Annotated in this window: 21 protein-coding genes; 10 read left to right on the forward strand and 11 right to left on the reverse strand. The window is 65.2% G+C overall.

Going from position 1 to position 23465, the window contains the following annotated elements; translation table 11 throughout:
- The first annotated feature begins 457 nt into the window (after window positions 1-457).
- The gene (locus BT115_RS16285; protein ID WP_143144611.1) at window positions 458-901 is read left to right on the forward strand and encodes a DUF192 domain-containing protein; all 444 of its coding nucleotides are present in this window, start codon (window positions 458-460) and stop codon (window positions 899-901) included.
- 254 nt (window positions 902-1155) lie between these two features.
- Here the strand turns inward: BT115_RS16285 and BT115_RS16290 are convergent, their stop codons facing one another.
- Window positions 1156-1344, reverse strand: a complete 189-nt coding sequence (locus BT115_RS16290; RefSeq protein ID WP_072323702.1) for a rubredoxin — start codon at window positions 1342-1344, stop codon at window positions 1156-1158.
- A gap of 96 nt (window positions 1345-1440) precedes the next feature.
- On the opposite strand from BT115_RS16290, the gene thiE reads away from it, so the two are divergent.
- Window positions 1441-2088, forward strand: a complete 648-nt coding sequence (gene thiE / locus BT115_RS16295) for a thiamine phosphate synthase (RefSeq protein WP_072323703.1) — start codon at window positions 1441-1443, stop codon at window positions 2086-2088.
- The gene (gene hemL, locus BT115_RS16300) at window positions 2085-3362 is read left to right on the forward strand and encodes a glutamate-1-semialdehyde 2,1-aminomutase (RefSeq protein ID WP_072323704.1); all 1278 of its coding nucleotides are present in this window, start codon (window positions 2085-2087) and stop codon (window positions 3360-3362) included. Before thiE ends, hemL begins: the two co-directional genes overlap by 4 nt.
- 59 nt (window positions 3363-3421) lie before the next feature.
- Here hemL and BT115_RS16305 read toward each other — a convergent pair whose 3' ends face one another.
- The 6 genes from BT115_RS16305 to BT115_RS16330 form a co-directional block, all read right to left on the reverse strand.
- Complete coding sequence (locus BT115_RS16305) at window positions 3422-4672, reverse strand: acetylornithine/succinylornithine family transaminase (protein WP_072323705.1); 1251 nt, start codon at window positions 4670-4672, stop codon at window positions 3422-3424.
- A gap of 428 nt (window positions 4673-5100) precedes the next feature.
- On the reverse strand, window positions 5101-6438 hold the full coding sequence (locus BT115_RS16310) for a sigma-54 interaction domain-containing protein (protein ID WP_072323706.1): 1338 nt from the start codon (window positions 6436-6438) through the stop codon (window positions 5101-5103).
- 208 nt (window positions 6439-6646) lie between these two features.
- Window positions 6647-7465, reverse strand: coding sequence for an SDR family oxidoreductase (locus BT115_RS16315; RefSeq protein WP_072324006.1), 819 nt, complete (start codon window positions 7463-7465; stop codon window positions 6647-6649).
- A 10-nt stretch (window positions 7466-7475) separates the two neighbouring features.
- Window positions 7476-8078: an LON peptidase substrate-binding domain-containing protein gene (locus BT115_RS16320; RefSeq protein ID WP_072323707.1), complete on the reverse strand. Its 603-nt coding sequence runs from the start codon at window positions 8076-8078 to the stop codon at window positions 7476-7478.
- Window positions 8079-8088: 10 nt separating this feature from the next.
- Window positions 8089-9447, reverse strand: coding sequence for a UDP-N-acetylmuramate:L-alanyl-gamma-D-glutamyl-meso-diaminopimelate ligase (gene mpl / locus BT115_RS16325; RefSeq protein ID WP_072323708.1), 1359 nt, complete (start codon window positions 9445-9447; stop codon window positions 8089-8091).
- Between the two features lie 59 nt (window positions 9448-9506).
- Window positions 9507-10088, reverse strand: coding sequence for an adenylate kinase (locus BT115_RS16330; protein ID WP_072323709.1), 582 nt, complete (start codon window positions 10086-10088; stop codon window positions 9507-9509).
- Window positions 10089-10291: 203 nt separating this feature from the next.
- Here BT115_RS16330 and BT115_RS16335 point away from each other — a divergent pair, with 203 nt between their 5' ends.
- Entirely contained in the window at window positions 10292-11548 is a 1257-nt protein-coding gene (locus tag BT115_RS16335) for a 6-phosphofructokinase (protein WP_072323710.1), read from the forward strand.
- Between the two features lie 30 nt (window positions 11549-11578).
- Here BT115_RS16335 and BT115_RS16340 read toward each other — a convergent pair whose 3' ends face one another.
- Together BT115_RS16340 and BT115_RS16345 are read right to left on the reverse strand one after the other, a co-directional pair.
- Entirely contained in the window at window positions 11579-12997 is a 1419-nt protein-coding gene (locus tag BT115_RS16340) for a UdgX family uracil-DNA binding protein (protein WP_072323711.1), read from the reverse strand.
- 2 nt (window positions 12998-12999) lie between these two features.
- Window positions 13000-14226 carry a putative DNA modification/repair radical SAM protein gene (locus tag BT115_RS16345; RefSeq protein ID WP_343124057.1) on the reverse strand — a complete coding sequence of 409 codons (1227 nt, stop codon included), beginning with the start codon at window positions 14224-14226 and terminating at the stop codon, window positions 13000-13002.
- An 81-nt stretch (window positions 14227-14307) separates the two neighbouring features.
- On the opposite strand from BT115_RS16345, the gene BT115_RS16350 reads away from it, so the two are divergent.
- The 6 genes from BT115_RS16350 (at window position 14308) to ppa (ending at window position 21748) form a co-directional block, all read left to right on the forward strand.
- The gene (locus BT115_RS16350) at window positions 14308-15594 is read left to right on the forward strand and encodes an amidohydrolase family protein (RefSeq protein ID WP_072323712.1); all 1287 of its coding nucleotides are present in this window, start codon (window positions 14308-14310) and stop codon (window positions 15592-15594) included.
- Window positions 15595-15743: 149 nt separating this feature from the next.
- Window positions 15744-16175, forward strand: a complete 432-nt coding sequence (locus BT115_RS16355) for an RcnB family protein (RefSeq protein ID WP_072323713.1) — start codon at window positions 15744-15746, stop codon at window positions 16173-16175.
- A gap of 15 nt (window positions 16176-16190) precedes the next feature.
- Window positions 16191-16571 (forward strand): RcnB family protein, encoded by a 381-nt coding sequence (locus BT115_RS16360; protein WP_072323714.1) that lies wholly within the window; start codon window positions 16191-16193, stop codon window positions 16569-16571.
- A 154-nt stretch (window positions 16572-16725) separates the two neighbouring features.
- Window positions 16726-18774 (forward strand): sodium-translocating pyrophosphatase, encoded by a 2049-nt coding sequence (locus BT115_RS16365; protein ID WP_072323715.1) that lies wholly within the window; start codon window positions 16726-16728, stop codon window positions 18772-18774.
- A gap of 174 nt (window positions 18775-18948) precedes the next feature.
- Window positions 18949-21024 (forward strand): prolyl oligopeptidase family serine peptidase, encoded by a 2076-nt coding sequence (locus BT115_RS16370; protein ID WP_255369469.1) that lies wholly within the window; start codon window positions 18949-18951, stop codon window positions 21022-21024.
- 190 nt (window positions 21025-21214) lie between these two features.
- The gene (ppa, locus tag BT115_RS16375; RefSeq protein WP_072323717.1) at window positions 21215-21748 is read left to right on the forward strand and encodes an inorganic diphosphatase; all 534 of its coding nucleotides are present in this window, start codon (window positions 21215-21217) and stop codon (window positions 21746-21748) included.
- A gap of 87 nt (window positions 21749-21835) precedes the next feature.
- Here the strand turns inward: ppa and BT115_RS16380 are convergent, their stop codons facing one another.
- Both BT115_RS16380 and BT115_RS16385 read right to left on the reverse strand, forming a co-directional pair.
- Window positions 21836-22855, reverse strand: coding sequence for a DUF2333 family protein (locus BT115_RS16380; RefSeq protein ID WP_072323718.1), 1020 nt, complete (start codon window positions 22853-22855; stop codon window positions 21836-21838).
- 43 nt (window positions 22856-22898) lie between these two features.
- Window positions 22899-23459 carry a ferritin-like domain-containing protein gene (locus tag BT115_RS16385; protein ID WP_072323719.1) on the reverse strand — a complete coding sequence of 187 codons (561 nt, stop codon included), beginning with the start codon at window positions 23457-23459 and terminating at the stop codon, window positions 22899-22901.
- Window positions 23460-23465 lie beyond the last annotated feature (6 nt).

Below are 23465 nucleotides of genomic sequence, written 5' to 3' on the forward strand. Positions count from 1 at the left end.
AGGATCAAACTCTTCACTTAAGTTTTCGACCATCCGAAGATGATCTATCTTTCTGAAGTGCTTAACCCCAACAAGAAAAAACTCATTGCTGACTTCTTTCTAGTGGGACACTTGCATTTGGTTGACTGCTTTCAGTCCACCGCAAGGCGTCCACACAATTCACCTGCGCACACTGTCAAAGATCAATCACTTGCGACATCTTTCGCTGTCGCCCTCTGAACATTTCGTCCCGAGGTGAGCCGCCCATTCTATATCGTTTTTCCTTTCCGTCAACACCCTCGTGATGCTTTTTTTCGAGGTGGTTGGTGGAGCAGAACCCTTCGCTGGGAGGCTTTCGTCGCGAGGGATTGAAAGTATAGGCTGGCGCCGAAGATCTGTGAAGGGGGTTTAGACATCTTTTCGAAAATTTGTCGCGCGGTAGACTCGGCGGACCCCTTCACAGTAATAAGGTATGACGATGGCCAAGCGGTTCCTGCCCGCGGTCTTGTTGCTTGCTTCCCTGGGCGCCCACGCTGCTGCCGATCCTTCGGTCACGTTGCACGGACAGCGCTTTTCCACCGAATTCGCGACGAATGACGATGCTCGCGCGCTCGGGCTGATGAACCGGCCGAAGCTCGCAGCGGATCACAGCATGCTGTTCATCTTCCCCGACGATCAGCCGCGCGCCTTCTGGATGAAGAACACGCTCATTCCGCTCGACATCCTCTACTTCGACAAGGATCGAAAGCTGGTCTCGATGCAGCTCAATGCACAGCCCTGCAAGGCGGATCCGTGCGCCATCTATCCCAGCGACGGCAATGCGCGCTACGTTCTCGAATTGCCGGCGGGTACGGCCGGCAGGCTGGGACTGAAACTCGGGGAGCCGCTCGTGATCGACGGCACACCCGGCACGGTGCTCTGATCCGCCAGCCCGTGCTCGCAGGGTACGCCCACGTGATAGGGCACCAGACAATCCGGGGCGATGCCGGCAAGCTCGTCCCACTGGTCGTCGAAGGGAATGAATCGCTGCATGGCTGCTTCCTCCGCATGTCGGCGCACGTTGCGTGGCCTGGGGACTATGAAAGCAGGCTTTCCTGACATCTCGCTGTGGCACAAAGGGCGAAACGATGTCAGAGGTGTCCTGGCGCGGCAGACGCGGCGCCAGGACGTCTCGGATCAGAGTTCGACCATCTCGAAGTCGTCCTTGGTCACGCCGCAGTCCGGGCAAGTCCAGGTATCCGGTATGTCTTCCCAGCGAGTCCCGGGTTCGATCCCTTCATCGGGCAGGCCCTCGGCTTCGTCGTAGATGAAGCCGCAAACCACGCACATCCATTTGCGCAGGGTGGTCTCGGTGCTCTGGGTCATGGCTTTGCGTACTGTCGTGCTGCTGGAAAGGCCCTCATTCTGTCATCCCGGACGTTACGGCGATAGCGCGCCCCCTTCTCATCCCTAAGGATCCTCATGACCACCCTGCTTCGATCCCGACTCTCCGGCAAGGGCGTGTACGCCATCACCGACGGGCCGCGCGACGATCTCTTCGCTGCCGTAGAAGCGGCCCTGGCTGGCGGCGCACGCCTCTTGCAGTATCGCGACAAGACCACCGATGCCGAGCGGCGCCGCGCCGAGGCGGACGAGTTGTCGCGGATCTGCGCACGCTACGGCGTGCCGTTCATCGTCAATGACGACGTCGCGCTGGCTCGCGAGACCGGCGGTGGCGTGCACCTTGGCTATCCGGATGGGTCGATCGCGGAGGCCCGCGCGCAGCTCGGCCCCGATGCGATCATCGGCGTCTCCTGCTACGGCTCGATCGAGCGTGCGCGCCAATTGCAGGCGGAGGGCGCCGATTACCTCGGCTTTGGCGCCATGTACGCCTCGACCACGAAGCGACACGCGACGGTGGTCTCGCACGATGTAGTGACGCAGGCGAAGGCTCTCGGCCTTCCCATCGTGGCGATCGGCGGCATCACGCCCGACAATGCACAGGCGGTGATCGATGCCGGCGCCGACTACCTTGCCGTGGTCTCCGCCATTTTCAGCGCTTCCGACATACAAACGGCGACGCGCCGCCTCGCCGATCTTTTCGACCCTCGTCCCGGAATCATTCGATGACCACGAACCACGAACTCTTCGACCGCGCCCGAAAGCTGCTGCCCGGCGGCGTCAATTCGCCCGTGCGCGCCTTCAAGTCGGTCGGCGGGGAGCCGTTCTTCACCGCGCGTGCCGATGGCCCCTACCTGTGGGACGTCGAAGGCAAGCGCTATATCGACTACGTGGGCTCGTGGGGTCCGATGATCGTCGGACATAACCACCCTGCGGTACGCGAAGCCGTCGAACGCGCCGTACGCGACGGCCTTTCCTTCGGCACGCCGTGCGCTGCCGAGGTCACGATGGCCGAGGCCATCGTCTCACTGGTGCCATCGGTCGACATGGTGCGCATGGTGAATTCGGGCACCGAGGCCACGATGTCGGCCATCCGTCTGGCCCGTGGCGCTACAGGGCGGAACAAGATCGTGAAGTTCGAAGGCTGCTACCACGGGCACGGCGACAGCTTCCTGGTGAAGGCGGGCTCGGGCGCGCTGACCTTCGGCGTACCGACGTCCCCCGGCGTGCCCAAGGCTGCGGCAGACCTCACGCTCACCCTGCCCTACAACGATATCGATACGGCGCGCGCACTGTTCGCCGAGCACGGAGACGATATCGCAGGGCTCATCATCGAGCCGGTCGCGGGCAACATGAATTGCATTCCGCCCAAGGACGGTTATCTGCGCGAACTGCGCGAGCTGTGCACCCAGCACGGCGCGCTGCTGATCTTCGACGAGGTGATGACCGGTTTCCGCGTGGCGCTCGGCGGAGCGCAGGCGCATTACGGCATCACGCCGGACCTGACCTGCTTCGGCAAGATCATCGGGGGCGGCATGCCGGTGGGTGCCTATGGCGGACGGCGCGACCTCATGGAGCAGATCGCTCCTGCAGGGCCGATCTATCAGGCGGGCACGCTGTCGGGTAACCCGGTGGCCATGGCCGCAGGGCTCGCGATGCTCGAGCTGATTCAGGCCCCTGGTTTCTACGACGCCCTGACGGCGCGCACGATGCAACTGACCGATGGCATCCTCGGCGCGGCACGTGACGCTGGCGTACCCTTCAGCGTGAATCGCGTGGGCGCAATGTTCGGGCTGTTCTTCACGAACGACAGCGTCGAGACCTATACGCAGGCGACGGCAGCGGATGTCGGTCGCTTCAACCGCTTCTTCCACGGCATGCTCGATCGTGGCATCTATCTCGCGCCGTCGGCCTTCGAGGCGGGCTTCCTTTCCAGCGCCCATGGCGATGCCGAGATCGAGGCGACGGTGGACGCAGCACGCGACGTGTTCGCCACGCTGTAGTCGATGCACGAAACACCGTCGCACGGGGTCCGTGCGACGGTGTCAGACCGATAAGGCGCTCAGGCGACCTTCGCTTCTTCCACGAAGTCGGCCAGAGCGTCGCGCAACCGCGCAAGGCCTTCCGCGGTTTCCTCGTCGGTGATCGTCAGCGGCGGAACGATGCGCAGCACGTCCGGACCGGCCTGAAGGATAAGCAGGCCATGCGCGGCGGCCACGTCGAGGATCTCGCCTGCACGGCCCTTGTACGGTGCATCGAGCACCGCGCCGATCATTAGGCCACGACCGCGCACTTCCGAAAACAGCGGAAACTCGCTGTTGATCCTCGCGAGACCGGCACGGATGTCGTTGCCCTGACGCTCGACGTTGAGCAGCACGGCCGGCGAGGCGAGCTTCGTCAAGGCCACGCGCGCCACTGCCGCGGCCATCGGGTTACCACCGAAGGTCGTGCCATGGGCACCGAACTGCATGACCTCCGCCACCTTCGGCCCCGCCAGCATGGCGCCGATGGGAAAGCCGCCACCGAGCGCCTTGGCAAGGGTAACGATGTCGGGGGTCACGTGGTCGTGGCTGTGCGCAAACAGCATGCCCGTGCGGCCCATGCCGCATTGGATTTCATCGAGCACCATCAGCGCATCGTGCGCGTCGCAGAGTTCGCGCACGGCCTTCAGAAATCCGGGCTCGGCAGGCATGACGCCGCCCTCGCCCTGCACCGGTTCCAGCATCACCGCCGCCACTCCACCCTGAGCGAAGGCTTCCTGGAGCGCCGCCACGTCGTTGAAGGCCACGTAGCGAAATCCGCCGGGCAACGGCTCGTAGCCTTCCTGGTATTTCGGCTGCGCCGTCGCCGTGACGGCCGCCAGCGTGCGGCCGTGGAAGGAGCCCTTGAACGTCACGATCACGCGCTGCTCGGGCGGCCGGCCCTGCGACGCGGCCCATTTGCGCACCAGCTTGATCGCAGCCTCGTTGGCTTCCGCGCCCGAATTGCACAGGAACACCCGCTCGGCGAACGGCGCATGTTCCACCAGCTCTTGCGCAAGCCGGAGCGGGGGCTCGGAATAGAACACGTTGCTGGCATGCCAGAGCTTGTGTGCCTGGGCGACCAGCGCCGCCACGAGGTCCGGATCCTGGTGACCGAGCGCATTCACCGCGATGCCGGCCCCGAAATCCAGGTAATCGCGGCCTTCGGTATCCCACACGCGGGCGCCCTTGCCGTGGTCGAGCACGACATCGCGCGGACGATACACGGGTAACCAGTAGCGCTTGCCGAGGCCCAGGAGTTCGGAAGAATCGACAGGGTGCGACGACGACATTGGAACGACTCCCGGCTCCGGCCGCAGCGCCGGAACCCATGCAGGAACGGATGGAATCGCACGGTACGCTCTGCGGTCCGACATCGATCCGAAACCCGCGAGGCCGCGGCCGGCCCTGCCGGGCCCGCGTGCGCGCGCGTGGAACGCCCATCCTATAAGCCACGAGCGGCGCCGACAACGCGTACCGCGTAGCTCCGATGCAACAGCGTGTTCCTGCTTGCTACACCGGGCGAACCGCCTCGCGCCCGCACGAACGGGAAAAACTTTGCGAATCAAGGGTCCGGGCACATGGCACGGCGCTTGCTCCGATTCGGCATGAGGCCCTGTGAAGCCGCGCGGTTCGCTCGTCCGACGACCCTGCCAAGCCGGACGAGCGAATGGAAACTCCCGGTCCTCGCGGACCGGGGGTTTTCTTTTTCGGGCGTTGCTCAGCGCAGCTGGTCCAGCGCGAGCTGGTGCTTCTTGCAGAGCCGGTACACGGTCACGCGGGAGACGCGCAGACGGCGGGCGCATTCGCTGATGTTGAACGAGCTTGCACGCAGACAGTCCACGATGGCCTCGCGTTCGGCCGAGGTACGCGCGCTACCCAGGCTGTTGCGCTCCATCGCGGGGGACGCATCGACGTCGAGTTCGAGATCGCTGGGCGAGATCAGCGCGTCGTCCGCGATCACTGCCGCCCGCTGCACGCGATTCATCAGTTCGCGCACGTTACCGGGCCAGGGAAAGGCATTCATCGCCCGGCGCGCCGCTGCACTGAACGTGCGGGCGCGGGTCCCGTAACTCTCGCGGAAGGCGTCGAGGAAATGCTGTGCCAGCAGTTCGATGTCGCCCATGCGTTCGCGCAGCGGCGGCATGCGCAGGCGCAGCACGTTGAGCCGGTAGAAGAGATCCTCGCGAAAGCGCCCTTGCGCCACCGCCTTCTCCAGGTCCACGTGGGTCGCGGCCAGCACGCGCACGTCCACCTTGATCGACTGGCAGCTTCCGATGCGCTCGATCGTGCCTTCCTGCAGCACGCGCAGGAGATTGGTCTGCGCATCCAGCGGCAGATCGCCGATCTCGTCGAGGAAGACCGTGCCGCCGTCCGCCGATTCAAAGTGGCCGATGCGGCGGGCCGTGGCGCCGGTGAACGCACCGCGCTCGTGTCCGAACAATTCCGACTGGACCAGGTTCGCCGGCAGCGCACCGCAATTGATCGCGGCGAAAGGCTTGCCGCGGCGATGCGACAACTCATGCAACGTGCGCGCGGCCATTTCCTTGCCGGTACCCGTCTCGCCGGTAATCAGCAGGGGCAGTTCCACCGGAGCGAACTTGCGGATGTTCTGCGACAGCGCACGGATGGCCGCACTGCTGCCGGTGAGCAGGCTGGGCTCATCGTCGTGGGTCAGCTCGGCGTCGCCGGGTATGCGAGCCAGCGCCTGGCGCAGGGCGCCCAGCGAAGACGGCCCATCGATTACCTCGAAGGCCCCCGCCAGCACCTGGCGCAGCGTGGCGTGTGCCATGGCCGGAGGGGTTCCGGTGAGGCCAATCCAAGGGATCCCCGGGTGGACCTGGCGCAGCGACGAGAGAATGCGCAGGGCGTCCTGCTGATTCGCGCGGAGGTCGGCCACCGCGATCGCGCTGTCGCCGCACTCCGGCAGATCGCCGTCACACAGCGCCGGATCGGCCACCAGTGTTCGCCAACCGGCACGAATCAGCCCGAAGTGTTCTTCCACGCTCGGTCTGCCAATCCAAACGACGCAACGACCCGTCGATTCCCCGCGCAACATGCCTGCTCCTCACCCCGATTCGTGGCCTGCTGTCGGCTTTGCGGGCTCTCACTCGGGCCCGCCGCCGGCACCCCCTGCAGGCCGGCAAGCCCCACATGCACTGCCGGCCCCAAGGCCCGGCGAACGCAGACCGACGGTATACCCGGTTGCCGGAAGCGGCCATACGCCAAACGGGGTAGGACGTTCCCTTTGATTCAGCTAAGGATGTTCAAAGGAAAAGATCGGGCAACAGAGGATTGCCAGGAGCGACGGCGTAGCGGTCGAAGTCGACGATCCCTTCCTCGCGCAGCACGTCCTCATCGATGAGGAACCGCCCCGTGAAGCTGCGCGCGGGCTTCGTGAGTACCGCATGTGCGGCGTCGGCGACAATGTCGGGCGTGCGACAGTGATCCGCGTTCACGCTATCGCCCAGCATCGCGATCGCCGCCGTCGCGATCACGGTCTTCGGCCAGAGGGCGTTCACGGCGATGCCCAGCGGCGCGAACTCGGGCGCCATGCCCAGCACGCACAGGCTCATGCCCATCTTGGCGATGGTGTACGCAACATGCGGGGCGTACCAGCGCGGGTCGAGGCTTGGGGGTGGCGACAGCATCAGCACGTGAGGATTCGGTGCCTGCTTCAGGAACGGAAGGCATGCTTGCGTGGTGACGAAGGTGCCACGTGCATTCACCTGCTGCATGAGATCGAAGCGCTTCATCGGCGTCTTCTCGACACCCGCCAGCCAGATCGCACTCGCGTTGTTGACGACGATGTCGATACCACCGAAGTGCTCCGCCGCCGTGGCCGCGGCCATGCGGACCTGCGCTTCGTCGCGAATGTCGACCTTGAGCGGCAGCGCGCGGCCCCCCGCTTCCTCGATCTGTGCGGCTGCCGTGTGAATCGTGCCCGGCAGCTTGGGATTGGCAACGCTACTCTTCGCGGCGATGACGACGTTCGCGCCATCGCGCGCGGCGCGAAGCGCAATCGCGAGACCGATACCGCGCGAGGCGCCGGTAACGAACAGGGTCTTGCCGGCGAGCGACGTCATCATGGCAGCCTCAGGCACGCTGGAAGCGCGGAAGAATGTCGCGAAGCTCGGCGAGGCGTTGCAGGGGATCGTCGAGTTCGAGCATGTGCTGGCATTCGTTCGGATCCAGCGGCAGCAGCTCCGAAAGACGGAAGCCTACCCAACTGGCGTCGTCCGCGCGCCGCGCCACGTCGTGCCGCCAGGGCGGCATCATCTGCTCGGCGAGACGTTCGAGGATCGTCGCCAGCAGACCGAATTCAGGCGGCAACGGGATCGTCTCCTCTTCCTGCCAGGTCACGATGTCGCCACGCACCTGGCCATCGGAGCGCACCCGGGTACGGCTCACGCGAAAGCGCAGGCCGCCCTCGGCAACGATGCCGAGCAGGCCGTCCTCGCGGGTGTGGAAGTCGGTGATGGTCGCTAGCGTGCCGACCGCGGCCGGCACCGCAGGCTGCCCTGCTTCGCGACCCTCCAGGATCATGCAGACACCGAAGGCGCGGCCGGTCCGCGCGCATTCGCGCACGAGATCGATGTAGCGCGGCTCGAAGATGCGCAACTGGAGATGCCCGCCCGGAAAAAGGACGTTCGACAGGGGGAACAGCGGAAGATCGAGGGCGGGCGTGGTCGCGGCCATGCCCGTCAGTCTAACCTGCGCCGAGCGCGGCAAAGAAGCGCCGGGGCGCACCTTCGAAGCCGCCGTTGGACATAAACACGACGTGGTCGCCGTCCCGGGCTTCCGCCACCAGCGACGCGACCAGCTCGTCGACGGTGGAAGCGGTATCGCCACGGCCATTCAGGGCTGCGGTCACCCTACCGGCGTCCCACGGCAATTCGGGGCGATGCAGGAACACGACCCGGTCGGCGTCGGCAAGCGAAGGCGCCAGCGCCTCGGCATGGGCACCCAGGCGCATGGAGTTCGAACGTGGCTCGAGCGCCACGAGGATGCGCGCGTTCCCCACGCGCGCACGAAGCCCCGCCAGCGTCGTGGCGATGGCCGTCGGATGGTGGGCGAAGTCGTCGTAGACGGTCACGCCGCGAGCGCTGCCGATGCGCTCCATGCGCCGCTTCACGCTGGCAAAGTCGGCGAACGCCGGCAGCAACGCTACGGGGTCCGCACCGGCCGCGCTCGCCGCGGCCAGCGCCGCCAGGGCGTTCATGACGTTGTGCCGGCCGAGCGACGACCAGCGCACCTCGCCGAGCGCCTCACCTCGACGATGCACGCGGAAGTGCGAGCCGTCGGCAGCGAGCAGTTCGGCGCGCCAATCGCCCGCATCGATACCGAAGGTTTCCACCGGCGTCCATGCGCCCATCGCCAGCACCTCGGCGAGATAGGCGTCTTCCGCGTTGACGATCAGCCGGCCGTTGCCGGGCACCGTACGCACGAGGTGGTGGAACTGGCGCTGGATCGCCGCCACGTCGGGAAAGATATCGGCGTGGTCGTATTCGAGATTGTTGAGGATCGCGATGCGTGGCCGGTAATGGACGAACTTGGACCGCTTGTCGAAGAAAGCCGAATCGTATTCGTCGGCCTCGATCACGAAGGGGACGCCGTCGCCGCGACGCGCGGAGACGTCGAAGTTGCCCGGCACGCCGCCGATGAGGAAGCCCGGCGACAGGCCGGCGGATTCCAGCAGGTGCGCCAGCAGGCTCGTCGTGGTCGTCTTGCCGTGCGTACCGGCGACCGCCAGCACCTCACGGCCACCGAGCAGCGTTTCGCCAAGCCACTGCGGACCCGAGATGTAGCGCATACCCTCATCGAGCATGTATTCGATGGCGGGATTGCCGCGACTGAGGGCATTGCCCACGACCACGAGGTCGGGGGCCGGCTGCAAATGCTCCGCCTTGTAGCCCGGCATGAGCGTGATGCCGAGGCCTTCGAGCTGCGTGCTCATGGGCGGGTAGACGTTGGCGTCGGAACCCTCGACCGCCAGGCCGAGTTCGCGCGCCAGCGCGGCAACGCCACCCATGAAGGTGCCGCAGATACCAAGGATATGGACGCGCATGGCTTCGGCTCGTGGGGCGGGAGGCACCGGAAGCCCGCCGGTAAGGCGGGCCGGGCGGGTCAGGCGCTGGCGGCGGCCGTGCTGTCGAGCGCGGCCTTGATGCGGGCGGTCACGGCGTCGAGCTCGCCGACACCGTCGACGACCTTGAGCTTGCCGCGCTTCTCGTAGAACTCCGCGACGGGAGCCGTCTGATCGGCGTAGATGGCGAGGCGCTTCTTGACCGTCTCGGGATTGTCGTCTGCACGACCTTCCTGGTTGAAGCGCACTACGCAGCGATCGACGATCGCCTCGTTCGGCACGTCCAGCTTGATCACGACGTCGAGCGGCTGGCCGATGCGTGCGAGCACACCGTCCAGCGCTTCCGCCTGGGCGATGTTGCGCGGGTAGCCATCGAGAATGAAGCCGGGCTTCGCGTCGGGCTGGCCGAGGCGATCCTCGATGATGCCGAGCATGATGTCGTCCGGCAGCAACTGCCCGGCGTCCATGATCCCCTTGGCCTTCTTGCCCAGTTCCGTCTCCGCCTTGATCTCCGCGCGCAGCAGATCGCCGGTGGAGATGTGGGGAATGCCGAGGTCCTGCTTGAGGCGGGCTGCCTGGGTGCCCTTGCCCGAGCCGGGGGCGCCGAATAGCACGAGTCGCATTGTTGCTCCATTTCGCCGGATGCCGGAAAGACCGGCCATCGGGCACGAGAAAAATAGGTCTCAAGGTAACGGTAGGGGCGCCGCCGCGTCAAACGGCCGACATACGCTGGGTGTATGGCGCTCAAGCGGTCCACGCGTTCAAGGCATCGCGACGCCGGGCGCGCTACGCTCGACGCCTCACGACCGACAGAAGGACCCGAAGCATGGCCGCCGGCAAACTCCTCTACGCCCAGTCGGGCGGTGTCTCCGCCGTCATCAACGCTACCGCCGCGGGGGTGATAGAAACGGCCCGGGACAAGGGCATCGTGGTCTATGCCGCACGCAACGGCATCCTCGGCGCCCTGCGCGAGGAACTGATCGACACCTCCAAGGAAGCCAAGGCCAATATCGCGGCGTTGAAGCACACGCCTGGCGGCGCCTTCGGCTCCTGCCGCTACAAGCTGAAGTCGCTGGAAGAGAACCGGGCCGAATACGAACGCCTCATCGAGGTGTTCAAGGCCCACGACATCCGCACGTTTCTCTATAACGGCGGCAACGATTCGGCAGACACGGCGAACAAGGTCTCGAAGATCGGCCAGTCGCTCGGCTACGACGTCAATTGCATCGGTGTGCCAAAGACCATCGACAACGACCTCGTCGTTACCGACACGTGCCCGGGTTTCGGCTCGGTGGCGAAGTACACGGCCATCGCCGTGCGCGAGGCGAGCCTCGACGTCGCGTCGATGATGGATACCTCGACGAAGGTCTTCATCATCGAGGTCATGGGCCGACACGCCGGCTGGATTGCCGCCGCTGCGGGCCTGGCGGGATCGAGCGCGGGCGACCCGCCGCACGTGATTCTGTTCCCCGAGAACACCTTCGATCCCGATGCCTTCCTCGCCAAGGTCAAGGCAACGGTGGAGAAAGTCGGCTACTGCACGGTGGTGGTATCCGAGGGTGTGAAGGATCATGACGGCAAGTTCCTTGCCGAGTCGGGTGCGCGCGACGCCTTCGGCCATGCGCAGCTCGGCGGGGCGGCACCGGTGCTCGCGGCACTCGTGCGCGAAAAGCTGGGCTACAAATACCACTGGGCCCTGCCCGACTACCTGCAGCGCTCCGCGCGCCACGTGGCCTCGAAGACCGATCTGGATCAGGCGTATGCCGTGGGCAAGAAGGCGGTCGAATACGCGGCGGAAGGTCTGAATGCGGTGATGCCCGTGATCGTCCGCACCTCCGACGAGCCATACAAGTGGAAGATCGAGGCGGCACCGCTGGACAAGATCGCGAACCACGAAAAGAAGATGCCGAAGAACTTCATCTCCAAGGATGGCTTCGGCATCACCGCGGCAGCCCGCCGCTATCTCGCCCCGCTGATCCAGGGCGAGGCCCCGCCGCCGTACGGACCGGACGGCCTGCCGGTCTACGTGACACTGAAGAACACGCCCGTACCCAAGAAGCTGAAGAAATTCGCGATCGGTTGACGCTAGGACACCGCGACAGGGACGTCGCGACTAGCCCAGCACCTCGCGAAGCAACGAGAGATCGCGAACGAAGTCGGCGAAACCCGCTTCGCGTGCCTCATGATCGGGAAGGCGCAGCAGGTACGAGGGGTGCACGGTGGCCATGGCCTTTCGCCCGTCGGGCAGATCCAGCCACTGCCCACGTTGCGCCATCAACCGAAACGACGACCCGAACACGCCTTGCGCCGCCATGGCGCCCATGCAGACGATCGCATCCGGCCGGATACGATCGATCTCCGCCGCCAGCCAGGGTCGGCAGGCGGCTTGCTCTTCCGCGTTGGCGCGTTTGTGCAGCCGCACCTTACCCCGCGGTTCGAACTTGAAATGCTTCACGGCGTTGGTGATATAGAGCGAATCGCGCGCGATGCCCGCCTCCGCCAGCGCGCGATCGAACAACTTGCCGGCCGGACCGACGAACGGCTTACCCGCAAGATCCTCCTGATCGCCCGGCTGTTCGCCAATCACCACCACGCGCGCATGCGCCGGACCCTCACCGAATACCGTCTGCGTCGCCGGCTTCCACAGATCGCAGGCGCGGCAGTCGCGGGCCTGCTGGCGCAACGCCGTGAGGCTGCCCTCCGGCGCTTCCACCGAGGCTTTCTGCAATGGGGTGATTTTTTTCTTTGGAACCGTCGGTTGTTTGTCCACCATGGCCTGCATCCTCGGTAGAGCGGTGCGCACCAGTTCGGGAATCAGCCGCGCCTCGGGAAGGTTCTTCCAATACTTCACCGGCATCTCGCGACGCATCGCATCCACCTTCAATCGCGCCGGATTGAAGATGCTGGCGTAATACGTGCGCCAGAGGTCTTCCAACGCGTCGTCCGAGGGCGCGTCGGACCGACGTGCGCCTGCACCGATGGACAGCGTGGCGCCGTCCCAGTGCGCGCTGCGTGACGGGGTGAGCAACGACCAGTGCATGCCTGCAAAGCGGCGCACGAAGAAAGGAGCCACGCGCGCCACGATGTCGTACGACGGCTCGAACCACGCCACGTAAACGACCCGGTCGCCATGGGTCACTTCTCGAAAGCGAACGAACGCCTTCATCTTGTGCATGTCGCGATGCACTTGCCGAGCACACGCCTGCGCCCAGGAAACGTCGTCGTCGGTCGCGATGCGAAGCAGACCCTTCTCGCCATGCGAGAGACGCCAGAGCATGCGATACAACGTGGCATGCCGCCGCGAATCGGTATGCGCCAGCACGGTTTCCGTCAGCGTGAGGAAATCGCGCGGCACCGCGGGCGCCTCGCTGCGTTTGGCCGGTGGCAATGGTGCATCGTCTCCGAACAGTCCGCCAGACGACGCCGACTGCCAGGTGACGTCAGCCGGGTTCACGTCCGCGAGCAACAGGGCTCGCGCCTTGGCGCGCCACTCGCTTGCGTCGGAAGGATCGACGAGTGCGACGCCAAACATCGTCAGCCGAACAGGTCCGGCTGCGTGGGCTCGCGCAGGTCGCGGCGCAGCGCGCGGCTCTCGTGATCGCCGCGTGGGCGATGGTCCACGGTCTCCACGAAGGGCGCCACCTTCTTTACCGGTATGCGCAACCGAATGAGGTCGTCGTAGCGAATGCGCCGGTGCGCGCGCATGGCGATCATGCGTTCGACCGTCTTCACGCCCAGACCCGGCACGCGCAACAGCATGTCCCTGGGCGCGCGATTGAGGTCTACCGGAAACTGTTCCCGATGCCGTAGGGCCCAAGCGAGCTTGGGATCCACATCGAGCGAAAGCATGCCGTCGTCGCCCGGCGGGGCGATCTCGTCCGCACGGAATCCGTAGAAGCGCATGAGCCAATCGGCCTGATAGAGCCGATGCTCGCGCACCAGCGGCGGCGGCTTGAGCGGCAGGATCTTCGATGCATCCGGAATGGGACTGAAGGCGGAGTAATAGACACGACGCAGCCGGTAGTTCGTGTAGAGGTTGGTGCTTGCCGTAAGAACATCGCGATCGCTGGCTGCGTCGGCACCGACGATCATCTGCGTGCTCTGCCCAGCGGGCGCGAAACGCGGCGCTTTCTTCTCCGCCTTCGCCTCTTCGATCGAAAGGCGCAAGCGCCCCATCGCGCTGCGGATGTCGCCGAGATCCTTCTCCGGCGCCAGCGCCTTCAAGCCGCCTTCGGTCGGCATTTCCACATTGATGCTCAAGCGGTCGGCCCAGCGCCCCGCCGCATCGATCAGTTCGGGCGAGGCGTCCGGGATGGTCTTCAGATGGATGTAGCCGCCGAAGCGATGCTCCTGGCGCAGCGTTCTCGCCACCCGCACCAGTTGCTCCATGGTGTGATCGGGCGACTGGATGATGCCCGAGGACAGGAACAGACCCTCGATATAGTTGCGCCGATAGAACGCGAGCGTGAGCTCCACCACTTCCTCCACGCTGAAACGTGCTCTGCGCACGTTGCTGCTGCGACGATTCACGCAGTACACGCAGTCGTAGACGCAGAAGTTAGTCAGCAGGATCTTCAGCAGGGAAATGCAGCGTCCGTCGGGTGCGTACGCATGGCAGATGCCCATACCCTCGGTGGAACCGATGCCGCCGGTACCCAGCGAGTGACGGCCCTTGCCGCCGCTGGACGAGCACGACGCGTCGTACTTTGCAGCGTCGGCGAGAATCGCGAGCTTTTCGGTGACGTTCATGGGACTCGCCATGCTGCCAAAAGCCAGCGTCGCCTGCGTGAAGGCGGCCCGGCGCACTTGGTTATGATGAGTGCCCGCACAGGAGCCTCGTTCATGGATCTCGTCATCCGCCACGCCACCCTGCCCGACGGCCGCCAGGACGTCGACATCGGCATCGTCGACGGCCGCTTCGCGGCGATCCAGCCGAATCTGCCGGCCAAGGGCGCGGAGGAGATCGACGCGCGCGGTCGGCTGGTCAGTCCGCCCTTCGTGGATGCGCACTTCCACATGGACGCCACACTCTCGCTGGGCCTGCCACGACTCAACGCTTCCGGCACCTTGCTCGAAGGCATCGCCCTGTGGGGTGAACTGAAGCCCGTATTGACCCAGCAAGCGCTGATCGATCGCGCCATGGCGTACTGCGACATGGCGGTGGCCCAAGGCCTGCTCGCGATCCGCAGCCACGTCGACGTGTGCGACGACCGCCTGCTGGCGACCGAAGCGCTGCTGGAAGTGAAGCGGCGCGTGTCGCCGTACCTGCATCTCGAACTCGTGGCGTTCCCCCAGGACGGCCTGCTGCGCTCCCCCAACGCCAAGGCCAATCTCGTGCGGGCGCTCGACATGGGCGTGGATGTCGTGGGCGGCATTCCGCACTTCGAACGCACCATGGCCGACGGCGCGGCATCGGTCCGCTGGCTGTGCGAACTCGCTGCCGAACGCGGCCTGCGTGTGGACATGCATTGCGACGAATCCGACGATCCGTTGTCGCGCCACATCGAGACCCTGGCAGCGGAGACGCTTCGCTGCGGTCTCCAGGGACGCGTGGCAGGTTCGCACCTGACTTCCATGCACTCGATGGACAACTACTACGTGTCGAAGCTGCTGCCGTTGATCGCGGAAGCAGGCGTGCACGCCATCGCCAACCCCCTCATCAACATCACGCTGCAGGGCCGCCACGACACGTACCCCAAGCGGCGCGGCATGACTCGCGTGCCGGAGCTGATGGATGCCGGCGTCAACGTCGCCTTCGGGCACGACTGCGTCATGGACCCCTGGTACGGGATGGGCTCCGCGGACATGCTCGACGTGGCGCACATGGGCATGCACGTGGCCCAGATGACCTCGACCCAAGGCGTAGCACGCTGCTTCGAGGCCGTGACGACGCATGCAGCACGGGTACTTGGCCTGCACGGTTACGGCATCGCGCCGGGCCATGCCGCCGATCTCGTGCTGCTCCAGGCGGGCGATCCCTACGAGGCCATCCGGTTGAGGGGGCAGCGCTTGCTCGTGGTGCGCCGGGGCCGCGTACTGGCAAGCGCGCCCGAGCGTATGACCCGCCTCCAGCTCCCAGGACGCCCGGACGCCCTGACCCTGGAGTTCCGGCCGGGATCCATTTCCTGAACCGCCCGGTTCAATAGCTGTCGCGACAATGAACGCCTTTCGCCAAACTTTCATTCGTAGGACTTCGCGTTCAGCCACATCTTCCTAGCATCCGAATCGTCGATCGGCCGCGGTCACCCGCGGCGTGACGGTAGTCCTGGGAGAGAGCCATGAAAACGATGTTGCGTTCCGCCTTTGCCGCCCTTGCGCTGGTTGCCACCACGGCGGCCTTTGCGGACGATCACCACGGCCGCGATCACGACCGCCGTGGCTACGACGGCCGTTACGACGGTCGCCATGACGACCGCGGCTGGCGTCACGACAACGGCTGGCACGGGCATCGTCCGCCGCCCCCGCCGCCGCGTTACTACGGCCATGGTTACTACCACGGCCCGGCCTACTACAACCGTCCGCCGCCGCCGCGCTATTACGGGCACTGGGAGCGCGGGCACCGGTATTACGGCCGCAACGTCGTTGTCTACGACTACGGCAGCTATCGCCTGCGTCCCCCGCCGCGCGGTTACCACTGGGTGCGCGAGAACAACGACTTCCTGCTAGTCGCCGTTGCCACCGGCATCATTCTCGATATCGCCACGCGCTAAGGGAGACACCTCGTCATGAAGCTACTCGGAAAACTCGTCTTCTGTCTGGCCGCTGGCGCGGTCGCCGTACCCGCTTTTGCGTTCGATCCACCGCCCGGTGGCCCGCCCGGTCATGACCGTCGCGACGATCGTCATGACGACCGCCACGACGACCGCGACCGCGATCATGATCGCGACTGGCACGACGACCGTGGTCCGCACCGCGGGCCCCCGCCGCACGCACGCTGGGAGCGAGGTCATCGCTATGACGGACGCGTGGTCGTGATCGAGCGTTATCACGATTACCGGCTGCGCGAACCGCCACGCGGTTACCACTGGGTGCGCGCCGACGATGGCGAATTCCTGCTGGTTGCGATCGCCACCGGCATCATTGCGGACATCGTGATGCAGCAGTAACTCGCGCAGGAAGGGCCGGTCACGCGCCGGCCCTTCCTGCGGCTCGTTGTCACGCCTGCGCAGGCTTGCGCAGCGCACAACACCTTTCGGCATCACCCCTGCCTATACTCGGACCGGGCCCTGCATGGGCCCCTCACAATCCGGGGAGGCTTCGATGCTGCAACAGTACGGTTTATGGATCGCGCTGGCATGTGCGGTCGTTGCGATTCTGTACGGCGCGCTGTCCGTCAGTTGGGTGTTGGCGAGATCGCCGGGCAACGAGCGGATGCAGGAGATCGCCGCCGCGATCCAGGAAGGCGCCCGCGCTTACCTCAACCGCCAATACGCCACCATCGGCGGCGTCGGCATCGTGCTCTTTCTGCTCATCGGCATCTTTCTCGACTGGGGTACAGCGGGCGGCTTCGCGCTAGGAGCCATCCTCTCGGGAGCGGCCGGCTACATCGGCATGAACGTCTCGGTTCGTGCCAACGTGCGTACCGCCGAGGCCGCCAGGAGCGGCCTTTCTTCTGCCCTGGCGGTGGCGTTCCGCGGCGGCGCCATCACCGGCATGCTGGTGGTGGGTCTCGGCCTCCTTGGCGTAGCGGGCTATTACGGCGTGCTGACCCATATGGGTTACGAACGGACGCATGTGCTGCACGCACTCGTCGGCCTGGCGTTCGGCTCGTCGCTGATCTCGATCTTTGCGCGCCTGGGCGGCGGCATCTTCACCAAGGGCGCCGATGTAGGTGCCGACCTCGTCGGCAAGGTCGAGGCCGGCATTCCCGAGGACGATCCCCGCAATCCCGCCGTCATCGCGGACAACGTGGGCGACAACGTCGGCGACTGCGCCGGCATGGCGGCGGATCTCTTCGAGACCTATGCCGTGACGCTCATCGCGACCATGCTGCTCGGCGGCGTGATGGCGACCGAAGTCGGTCCTTCGGGCGTGCTCTACCCACTGGTGCTGGGCGGCGCGTCGATCGTCGCCTCGGTGATCGGCACGTTCTTCGTGAAGACGCGTGGCGGCAAGATCATGAACGCGCTGTACGCCGGGGTGCTCGTGTCCGCCGTGCTGGCAGCTATCGCGTTCTGGCCGATCACGCAGTCGTTGATGGCCGATTCTGCGACGGGGCCGGGACGCATCTACGGCTGTGCGATCATCGGCCTGGTGCTGACCGGCGCCATGGTCGTGATCACCGAGTACTACACCGCAACCGAATACGCTCCGGTGCGGCATGTGGCGCAGTCGTCGACCACCGGCCATGCCACGAACATCATCGCGGGCCTCGGCGTCTCCATGAAGTCGACGGCGCTGCCGGTGATCGCGGTCTGCGCGGCGATCTGGGGTGCCTTCGCGCTCGCCGGCCTCTACGGCATCGCGATCGCGGCGACGGCGATGCTCAGCATGACCGGCATGGTCGTGGCGCTGGACGCGTACGGTCCGATCACCGACAACGCGGGCGGCATCGCCGAGATGGCGGAACTGCCCGCCGAGGTGCGTGGCGTCACCGACCCGCTCGACGCGGTCGGCAACACGACCAAGGCCGTGACCAAGGGCTACGCCATCGGTTCGGCGGGCCTCGCGGCGCTCGTACTGTTTGCCGATTACACGCACAACCTCGGCCTGCACTTCGGCGGCACGCCGGTCACATTCGACCTGTCCAACCACTACGTCATCATCGGCCTGTTGATCGGCGGATTGATTCCCTACCTGTTCGCCGCGATGGCGATGGAGGCGGTGGGACGTGCCGCGGGCGCCGTGGTGGAGGAAGTACGCCGCCAGTTCCGCGAGATCGCGGGCATCATGCAGGGCACGACCAAGCCGGACTACTCGCGCGCGGTGGACATGCTCACCCGCTCAGCCATCCGCGAAATGCTCGTGCCGTCGTTGCTTCCCGTGCTCGTGCCGGTGGTGGTGATCTTCGGCTTCAAATGGCTGGGCGGTCCGCTGGCCGGCGCGCAGGCACTCGGCGGCGTACTGATCGGCACGATCGTCACGGGCCTGTTCGTCGCCATTTCCATGACCACGGGCGGCGGCGCCTGGGACAACGCGAAGAAGTACATCGAAGACGGCCATCTCGGTGGCAAGGGATCGGACGCCCACAAGGCGGCGGTCACCGGCGACACCGTGGGCGACCCGTACAAGGACACCGCCGGCCCGGCGGTGAACCCGCTGATCAAGATCATCAACATCGTGGCGCTGTTGCTGATCCCGCTGCTCTAAGCCACACGGTGGGGGTCGCTGCGGCGACTCCCACCGGGGCCACTCGCTAGCCCGGAAGTCATGGGGGCAGGAGGCGGCTGGGTAGGCTAAGGTCTGACGTTCCGCACCATCACGGATACGAGACCCATGCATCGACGCTGGATTGCGCTGGCCATCGCCCTTACTTTCTCTGGCATGACCCAAGCCCACGAAACGACCCCACCCAGCGCGCCCGCCGCCCAGGCCGGCGCCGATGACGAAAACCTCTGGCTCGATGACATCGACGGCGCGAAGCCTCTCGAATGGGTCAAGGCGCGCAACGCCGAGACGACCGCGAAGTACGCGGAAGGTCAGGACTTCAATACCCTCGAGGGCCGAATCCTCGAAGTGCTGGACTCCGACGCCAAGATCCCAATGGTCTCGAAGATCGGCGACCACTACTACAACTTCTGGCGCGACAAGCAGCATCCCAAGGGCCTCTGGCGGCGGACCACACTGGACGAGTACCGCAAGGACAAGCCCGCCTGGGAGACCGTGATCGACCTCGATGCGCTGGCCGCCACCGAAAAGGAAAACTGGGTCTGGCACGGCGCGCAGTGCCTCAAGCCAGAGAACCGCCGCTGCCTCGTCTCGCTCTCGCGCGGCGGTGCCGACGCCGACGTGGTGCGCGAGTTCGATCTCTCGACCAAGGCGTTCGTCAAGGACGGCTTCACCCTGCCCGAGGCAAAGACCCTCGTCTCCTGGATCGACGACGACCACCTCTTCGTGGCTACCGACTTCGGCCCGGGCTCGATGACCGACTCGAGTTATGCGCGCATCGTGAAAGAGTGGACGCGGGGCACGCCCCTTTCCTCCGCGAAGACGGTATACGAAGGCACGAAGACCGACATGTCGATCTGGGCGTTCCGCGACAAGACGCCCGGTTATGAGCGAGACTTCGTCTCGCGCGCGCTGGAGTTCTACAGCACCGAGACCTTCCTTCGCGGCAAGGACGGCAAGCTGACCAAGATCGACGTGCCCAACGACGCCGAGACCGACGTCGAGCGCGAATGGCTGCTGATCGAGCCCCGCACCGCATGGACGGTGGGGGGCAAGACGTATCCGTCCGGCTCGCTGCTGGCAGCCAACTTCGACGACTTCATGGCGGGCAAGCGCGAGATCACGGTGCTTTTCACTCCGGACGCGCATACCTCGATGGCCGGCCATTCGTGGACGCGACACCATCTCATCCTCAACCTCATGCACGATGTCGTGAGCGAGGTGCGCATCCTCACGCCGGCGGCCAAGGGCGACTGGAAGAGCGAAGTGCTGTCCGGTGCGCCGGCACTGAGCACCATGCAGGCCGCAGGTGTGGATGCCGACGAGAGCGATGCGTATTTCCTCACCGTGACGGGCTACCTGCAACCCACCACGCTCTATTACGGCGTGCTGGGCCAGGGCGACCGTGAGGCCTTGAAGCACAGCCCGGCATTCTTCGATGCATCGAAATACGCGGTAAGCCAGCATTTCGCCACCTCGGAGGACGGCACGAAGGTGCCCTATTTCGAGATCGCGCCGAAGGCGATGAAGGCGGACGGCACGAACCCGACACTGGTCTACGGTTACGGCGGTTTCGAAATACCGTTGCAGCCCATGTACTCGGCCGGCGTCGGCCGCGCCTGGCTGGAGAAGGGCGGCGTCTACGTGGTGGCGAACATTCGCGGCGGCGGCGAATACGGCCCGGCCTGGCATCAGGCGGCGCTGAAAGCCAACCGTCCGCGCGCCTACGAGGACTTCGCGGCCGTGTCGCAGGACCTGATCGACCGCAGGATCACCAGCCCGAAGCACATGGGCATGATGGGCGGCAGCAATGGCGGCCTGCTCGCCGGCAACATGCTGACGAAGTACCCGCAGCTCTACGGCGCCGTGGTCAGCCAGGTCGCCCTGCTCGACATGAAGCGCTACCCGCACATGTCCGCCGGTGCGTCCTGGATGGCGGAATACGGCGACCCGGACAAGCCCGAGGAATGGAAATACATCCAGACCTTCTCGCCGTACCACAACCTCAAGAAGGGCGTGCATTACCCGCCGGTGCTGTTCACCACGTCCACCCGTGACGACCGCGTCGGCCCGGTTCATGCGCGGAAGATGGCGGCCCGGATGCAGGCCATGGGCCTGGATGCCAGCTTCTACGAGAACATCGAGGGCGGTCACGGCGCGGCGGCGGACAACAAGCAGTCTGCCTTCATGAACGCCCTGGCGTATACGTACCTCTGGGAGCATTTGAAGTAAGGGCGTGAGTCGGCGCGTAGCGCCTGTAAGTCGCGGCCCAAGGGCCGTTGAGACCGTCAGTGAAAGCCGGAACGCCTGGTCGCCCCGGCTTTTACTGACGGTTCACGCTTCACAAGCCGCCCAGGCGGCTGACTTACGGGGGGTCCCCCGTTATCCTTTGGGGCTGCCAAAACCCTACCAAGGACCCCCCATGGGACTGCACCTCGTTTCCGCCGGTCGCAACGTGCCGGACGAAATCAACGTCATCATCGAAATCCCGAAGGATGCGGAGCCGGTCAAATACGAAGTGGAGAAGGAAAGCGGCGCGATCTTCGTCGACCGTATTCTCTCCACGCCGATGCGCTATCCATGCAACTACGGCTACGTGCCGGGCACGCTGGGTGGCGATGGCGACCCGCTCGACGCGCTGGTGATCCTGCCGCTGTCGCTTGTCCCGGGTTCGGTCATCCGCTGCCACCCGGTCGGCATGCTCAAGATGACCGACGAAGCGGGCGCTGACGAGAAGCTCGTCGTGGTCCCGGTCGAGAAGGTCTTCGCCGGCTACGCACACATCCGTGACATCGCGCAGGTTTCGGGCCATTGGCTCGAGCGCATCGGCCACTTCTTCGAGCACTACAAGGATCTGGAGAAGGGCAAGTGGGTCAAGGTCGAGGGCTGGGTCGGCGCCGAAGAGGCGAAGGCCGAGATCACGGCCGGCATGACGCGTTACAAGGCCGACAAGTAAGAGGACCCTTGTAGGGGCCGCCATGGCGGCGAGGAAAATCTTGCCTCGGCGCAAGATCCCTCGCCGCCATAGCGGCTCCCACATGCATCAACCGCGCCCCAGCAGCGCCCGCAGATCGATGATCGCCGCGTTTGCACGCGAGATGTAGTTCGCCATCACCAGCGAATGATTGGCGAAGAAGCCGAACGGCGAACCGTTCAGCACCACAGGGCTGCCCAGCGACTTCTGCGACTCTTCCAGCTCCCGGATCACCTGCTGCAGGCTGGCATCGGCGTTCTTGCTGCGCAGAATCGGCGCGAAGTCGTGGCGGATCGCTTTCAACTGCTCCAACAGCGTCCAGGTGTAACCCCGCGCCTCGTAGAAGTTGTCGTCGATCTTGTTCCAGGGCGTCTTGACGTACACCGCCTTCGCCGGACCCGCGTTCCCCGCGACATCGGCGTTGGGCGCCGCGTCGACCTTGAGCTGACCGACGCTGGCGGAGAGTCGCTGCGACAATGAACCCAGCCGTGCGGACACCGTTTGCAGGTAATCGGCGAGGTTGTCCGCGCGGGCATAGAAATGCGCGTTGGCGTCCTCGGCATCGGAAAGCCTGCCGAGATAATTCTCCAGATCGTCCACGGCCTTGCCGTACTGCGACTCCGAACTGGGTAGCAACCAGCGGTCGTTCGGGCTGTTGAGCAGCGGGTCGGCCTCACCGAGCGCCTTGTCTTCCGTCGACTGCGTCTGCGAACGGCTGAAGTCGTTGCGCAACGCGCGTGCGAGATCGCGTGAGGCCGTCAGCGAGCCGAATTCCCAGTTGGGGATGTTGTCCATGAACACCCCCGGCGGTAACCGGTCGTTGCTGAGGTAGCCACCGCGCTTGTCGAGCAGCGTGTCGACCGAGCGGATCAACGTATAGGTCGTGACGGCACCCGTGCTCATCGGGCGCTCGATGTCCTTCATGTGCGCGGTAGTGACGGCAACCGGATCGAACTGCTCCGGCTCCTTGTCCCACCACCACATCAGGAACAACACAAGAAGCATCAGCAAGGCGATCGGCAGCGCGATCGCCAGACCGAGAGGGCTGCGGCGGCGGCGTGCCGGCGTGGGATTGGCGGTCGCATTCATGGGCCTTCCTTTTCGTCGCGAACGTGAGCGCCTAGCTTACCCGTTAGTGCTCGCCGCGGCCGGATGCGCCGAGGTTCTCCAGCAGCGTGGCCATGTCCTCGGCGTGCTCCTCTTCCTGCGCGAGGATGTCTTCCATGATCCGGCGCGTGGTCGGATCGTCGTCGCCGATGTACTGCACGATCTCGCGATAGCTGTCGATGGCGATGCGCTCGGCTATCAGATCTTCCTTGATCATGTCGACCAAAGTGGTGCCTTCCACATAATCGGCATGACTGCGCGAAAGCAGACCTTCAGGATTGAAGTTGGGCGTGCCGTCGAGCTGCGTAATGCGCTCGGCGATGCGATCCGCATGCGCCTGTTCTTCGTTCGCGTGCTCGAGAAACTCCGCCTTGACGCTCTGCGAATGAATGCCCGGCGCCATGTAGTAGTGATACTTGTAGCGCAGCACGCAGACGATCTCGGTCGCCAGCGCTTCGTTGAGCAGCTTGATCACGGTTTCGCGGTCTGCACGGTAACCGGCCGTAACCGCGCCCTTGTCGATGTGCTCGCGGGCGCGCTTGCGGATGTTCTCGATGTCGCTGATGAAGGGCTTGCTCTGGGACATGCCTGG

Origin of the sequence: Luteibacter sp. UNCMF366Tsu5.1 (genome assembly GCF_900119235.1) — a bacterium.
In the GTDB taxonomy this organism is placed as follows: domain Bacteria; phylum Pseudomonadota; class Gammaproteobacteria; order Xanthomonadales; family Rhodanobacteraceae; genus Luteibacter; species Luteibacter flocculans.

What these genes read in the sequence shown, in the direction of transcription:
- mpl (WP_072323708.1), bottom strand. Translation starts at nt 9,447, where the DNA reads ATGCGCGTCCATATCCTTGGTATCTGCGGCACCTTCATGGGTGGCGTT.
- BT115_RS16290 (WP_072323702.1), bottom strand. Translation starts at nt 1,344, where the DNA reads ATGACCCAGAGCACCGAGACCACCCTGCGCAAATGGATGTGCGTGGTT.
- thiE (WP_072323703.1), top strand. Translation starts at nt 1,441, where the DNA reads ATGACCACCCTGCTTCGATCCCGACTCTCCGGCAAGGGCGTGTACGCC.
- hemL (WP_072323704.1), top strand. Translation starts at nt 2,085, where the DNA reads ATGACCACGAACCACGAACTCTTCGACCGCGCCCGAAAGCTGCTGCCC.
- BT115_RS16285 (WP_143144611.1), top strand. Translation starts at nt 458, where the DNA reads ATGGCCAAGCGGTTCCTGCCCGCGGTCTTGTTGCTTGCTTCCCTGGGC.
- BT115_RS16385 (WP_072323719.1), bottom strand. Translation starts at nt 23,459, where the DNA reads ATGTCCCAGAGCAAGCCCTTCATCAGCGACATCGAGAACATCCGCAAG.
- BT115_RS16380 (WP_072323718.1), bottom strand. Translation starts at nt 22,855, where the DNA reads ATGAATGCGACCGCCAATCCCACGCCGGCACGCCGCCGCCGCAGCCCT.
- BT115_RS16320 (WP_072323707.1), bottom strand. Translation starts at nt 8,078, where the DNA reads ATGGCCGCGACCACGCCCGCCCTCGATCTTCCGCTGTTCCCCCTGTCG.
- BT115_RS16365 (WP_072323715.1), top strand. Translation starts at nt 16,726, where the DNA reads ATGCTGCAACAGTACGGTTTATGGATCGCGCTGGCATGTGCGGTCGTT.
- BT115_RS16345 (WP_343124057.1), bottom strand. Translation starts at nt 14,226, where the DNA reads ATGGCGAGTCCCATGAACGTCACCGAAAAGCTCGCGATTCTCGCCGAC.
- BT115_RS16330 (WP_072323709.1), bottom strand. Translation starts at nt 10,088, where the DNA reads ATGCGACTCGTGCTATTCGGCGCCCCCGGCTCGGGCAAGGGCACCCAG.
- BT115_RS16315 (WP_072324006.1), bottom strand. Translation starts at nt 7,465, where the DNA reads ATGACGTCGCTCGCCGGCAAGACCCTGTTCGTTACCGGCGCCTCGCGC.
- BT115_RS16310 (WP_072323706.1), bottom strand. Translation starts at nt 6,438, where the DNA reads ATGTTGCGCGGGGAATCGACGGGTCGTTGCGTCGTTTGGATTGGCAGA.
- BT115_RS16360 (WP_072323714.1), top strand. Translation starts at nt 16,191, where the DNA reads ATGAAGCTACTCGGAAAACTCGTCTTCTGTCTGGCCGCTGGCGCGGTC.
- BT115_RS16305 (WP_072323705.1), bottom strand. Translation starts at nt 4,672, where the DNA reads ATGTCGTCGTCGCACCCTGTCGATTCTTCCGAACTCCTGGGCCTCGGC.
- ppa (WP_072323717.1), top strand. Translation starts at nt 21,215, where the DNA reads ATGGGACTGCACCTCGTTTCCGCCGGTCGCAACGTGCCGGACGAAATC.
- BT115_RS16340 (WP_072323711.1), bottom strand. Translation starts at nt 12,997, where the DNA reads ATGTTTGGCGTCGCACTCGTCGATCCTTCCGACGCAAGCGAGTGGCGC.
- BT115_RS16355 (WP_072323713.1), top strand. Translation starts at nt 15,744, where the DNA reads ATGAAAACGATGTTGCGTTCCGCCTTTGCCGCCCTTGCGCTGGTTGCC.
- BT115_RS16350 (WP_072323712.1), top strand. Translation starts at nt 14,308, where the DNA reads ATGGATCTCGTCATCCGCCACGCCACCCTGCCCGACGGCCGCCAGGAC.
- BT115_RS16335 (WP_072323710.1), top strand. Translation starts at nt 10,292, where the DNA reads ATGGCCGCCGGCAAACTCCTCTACGCCCAGTCGGGCGGTGTCTCCGCC.
- BT115_RS16370 (WP_255369469.1), top strand. Translation starts at nt 18,949, where the DNA reads ATGACCCAAGCCCACGAAACGACCCCACCCAGCGCGCCCGCCGCCCAG.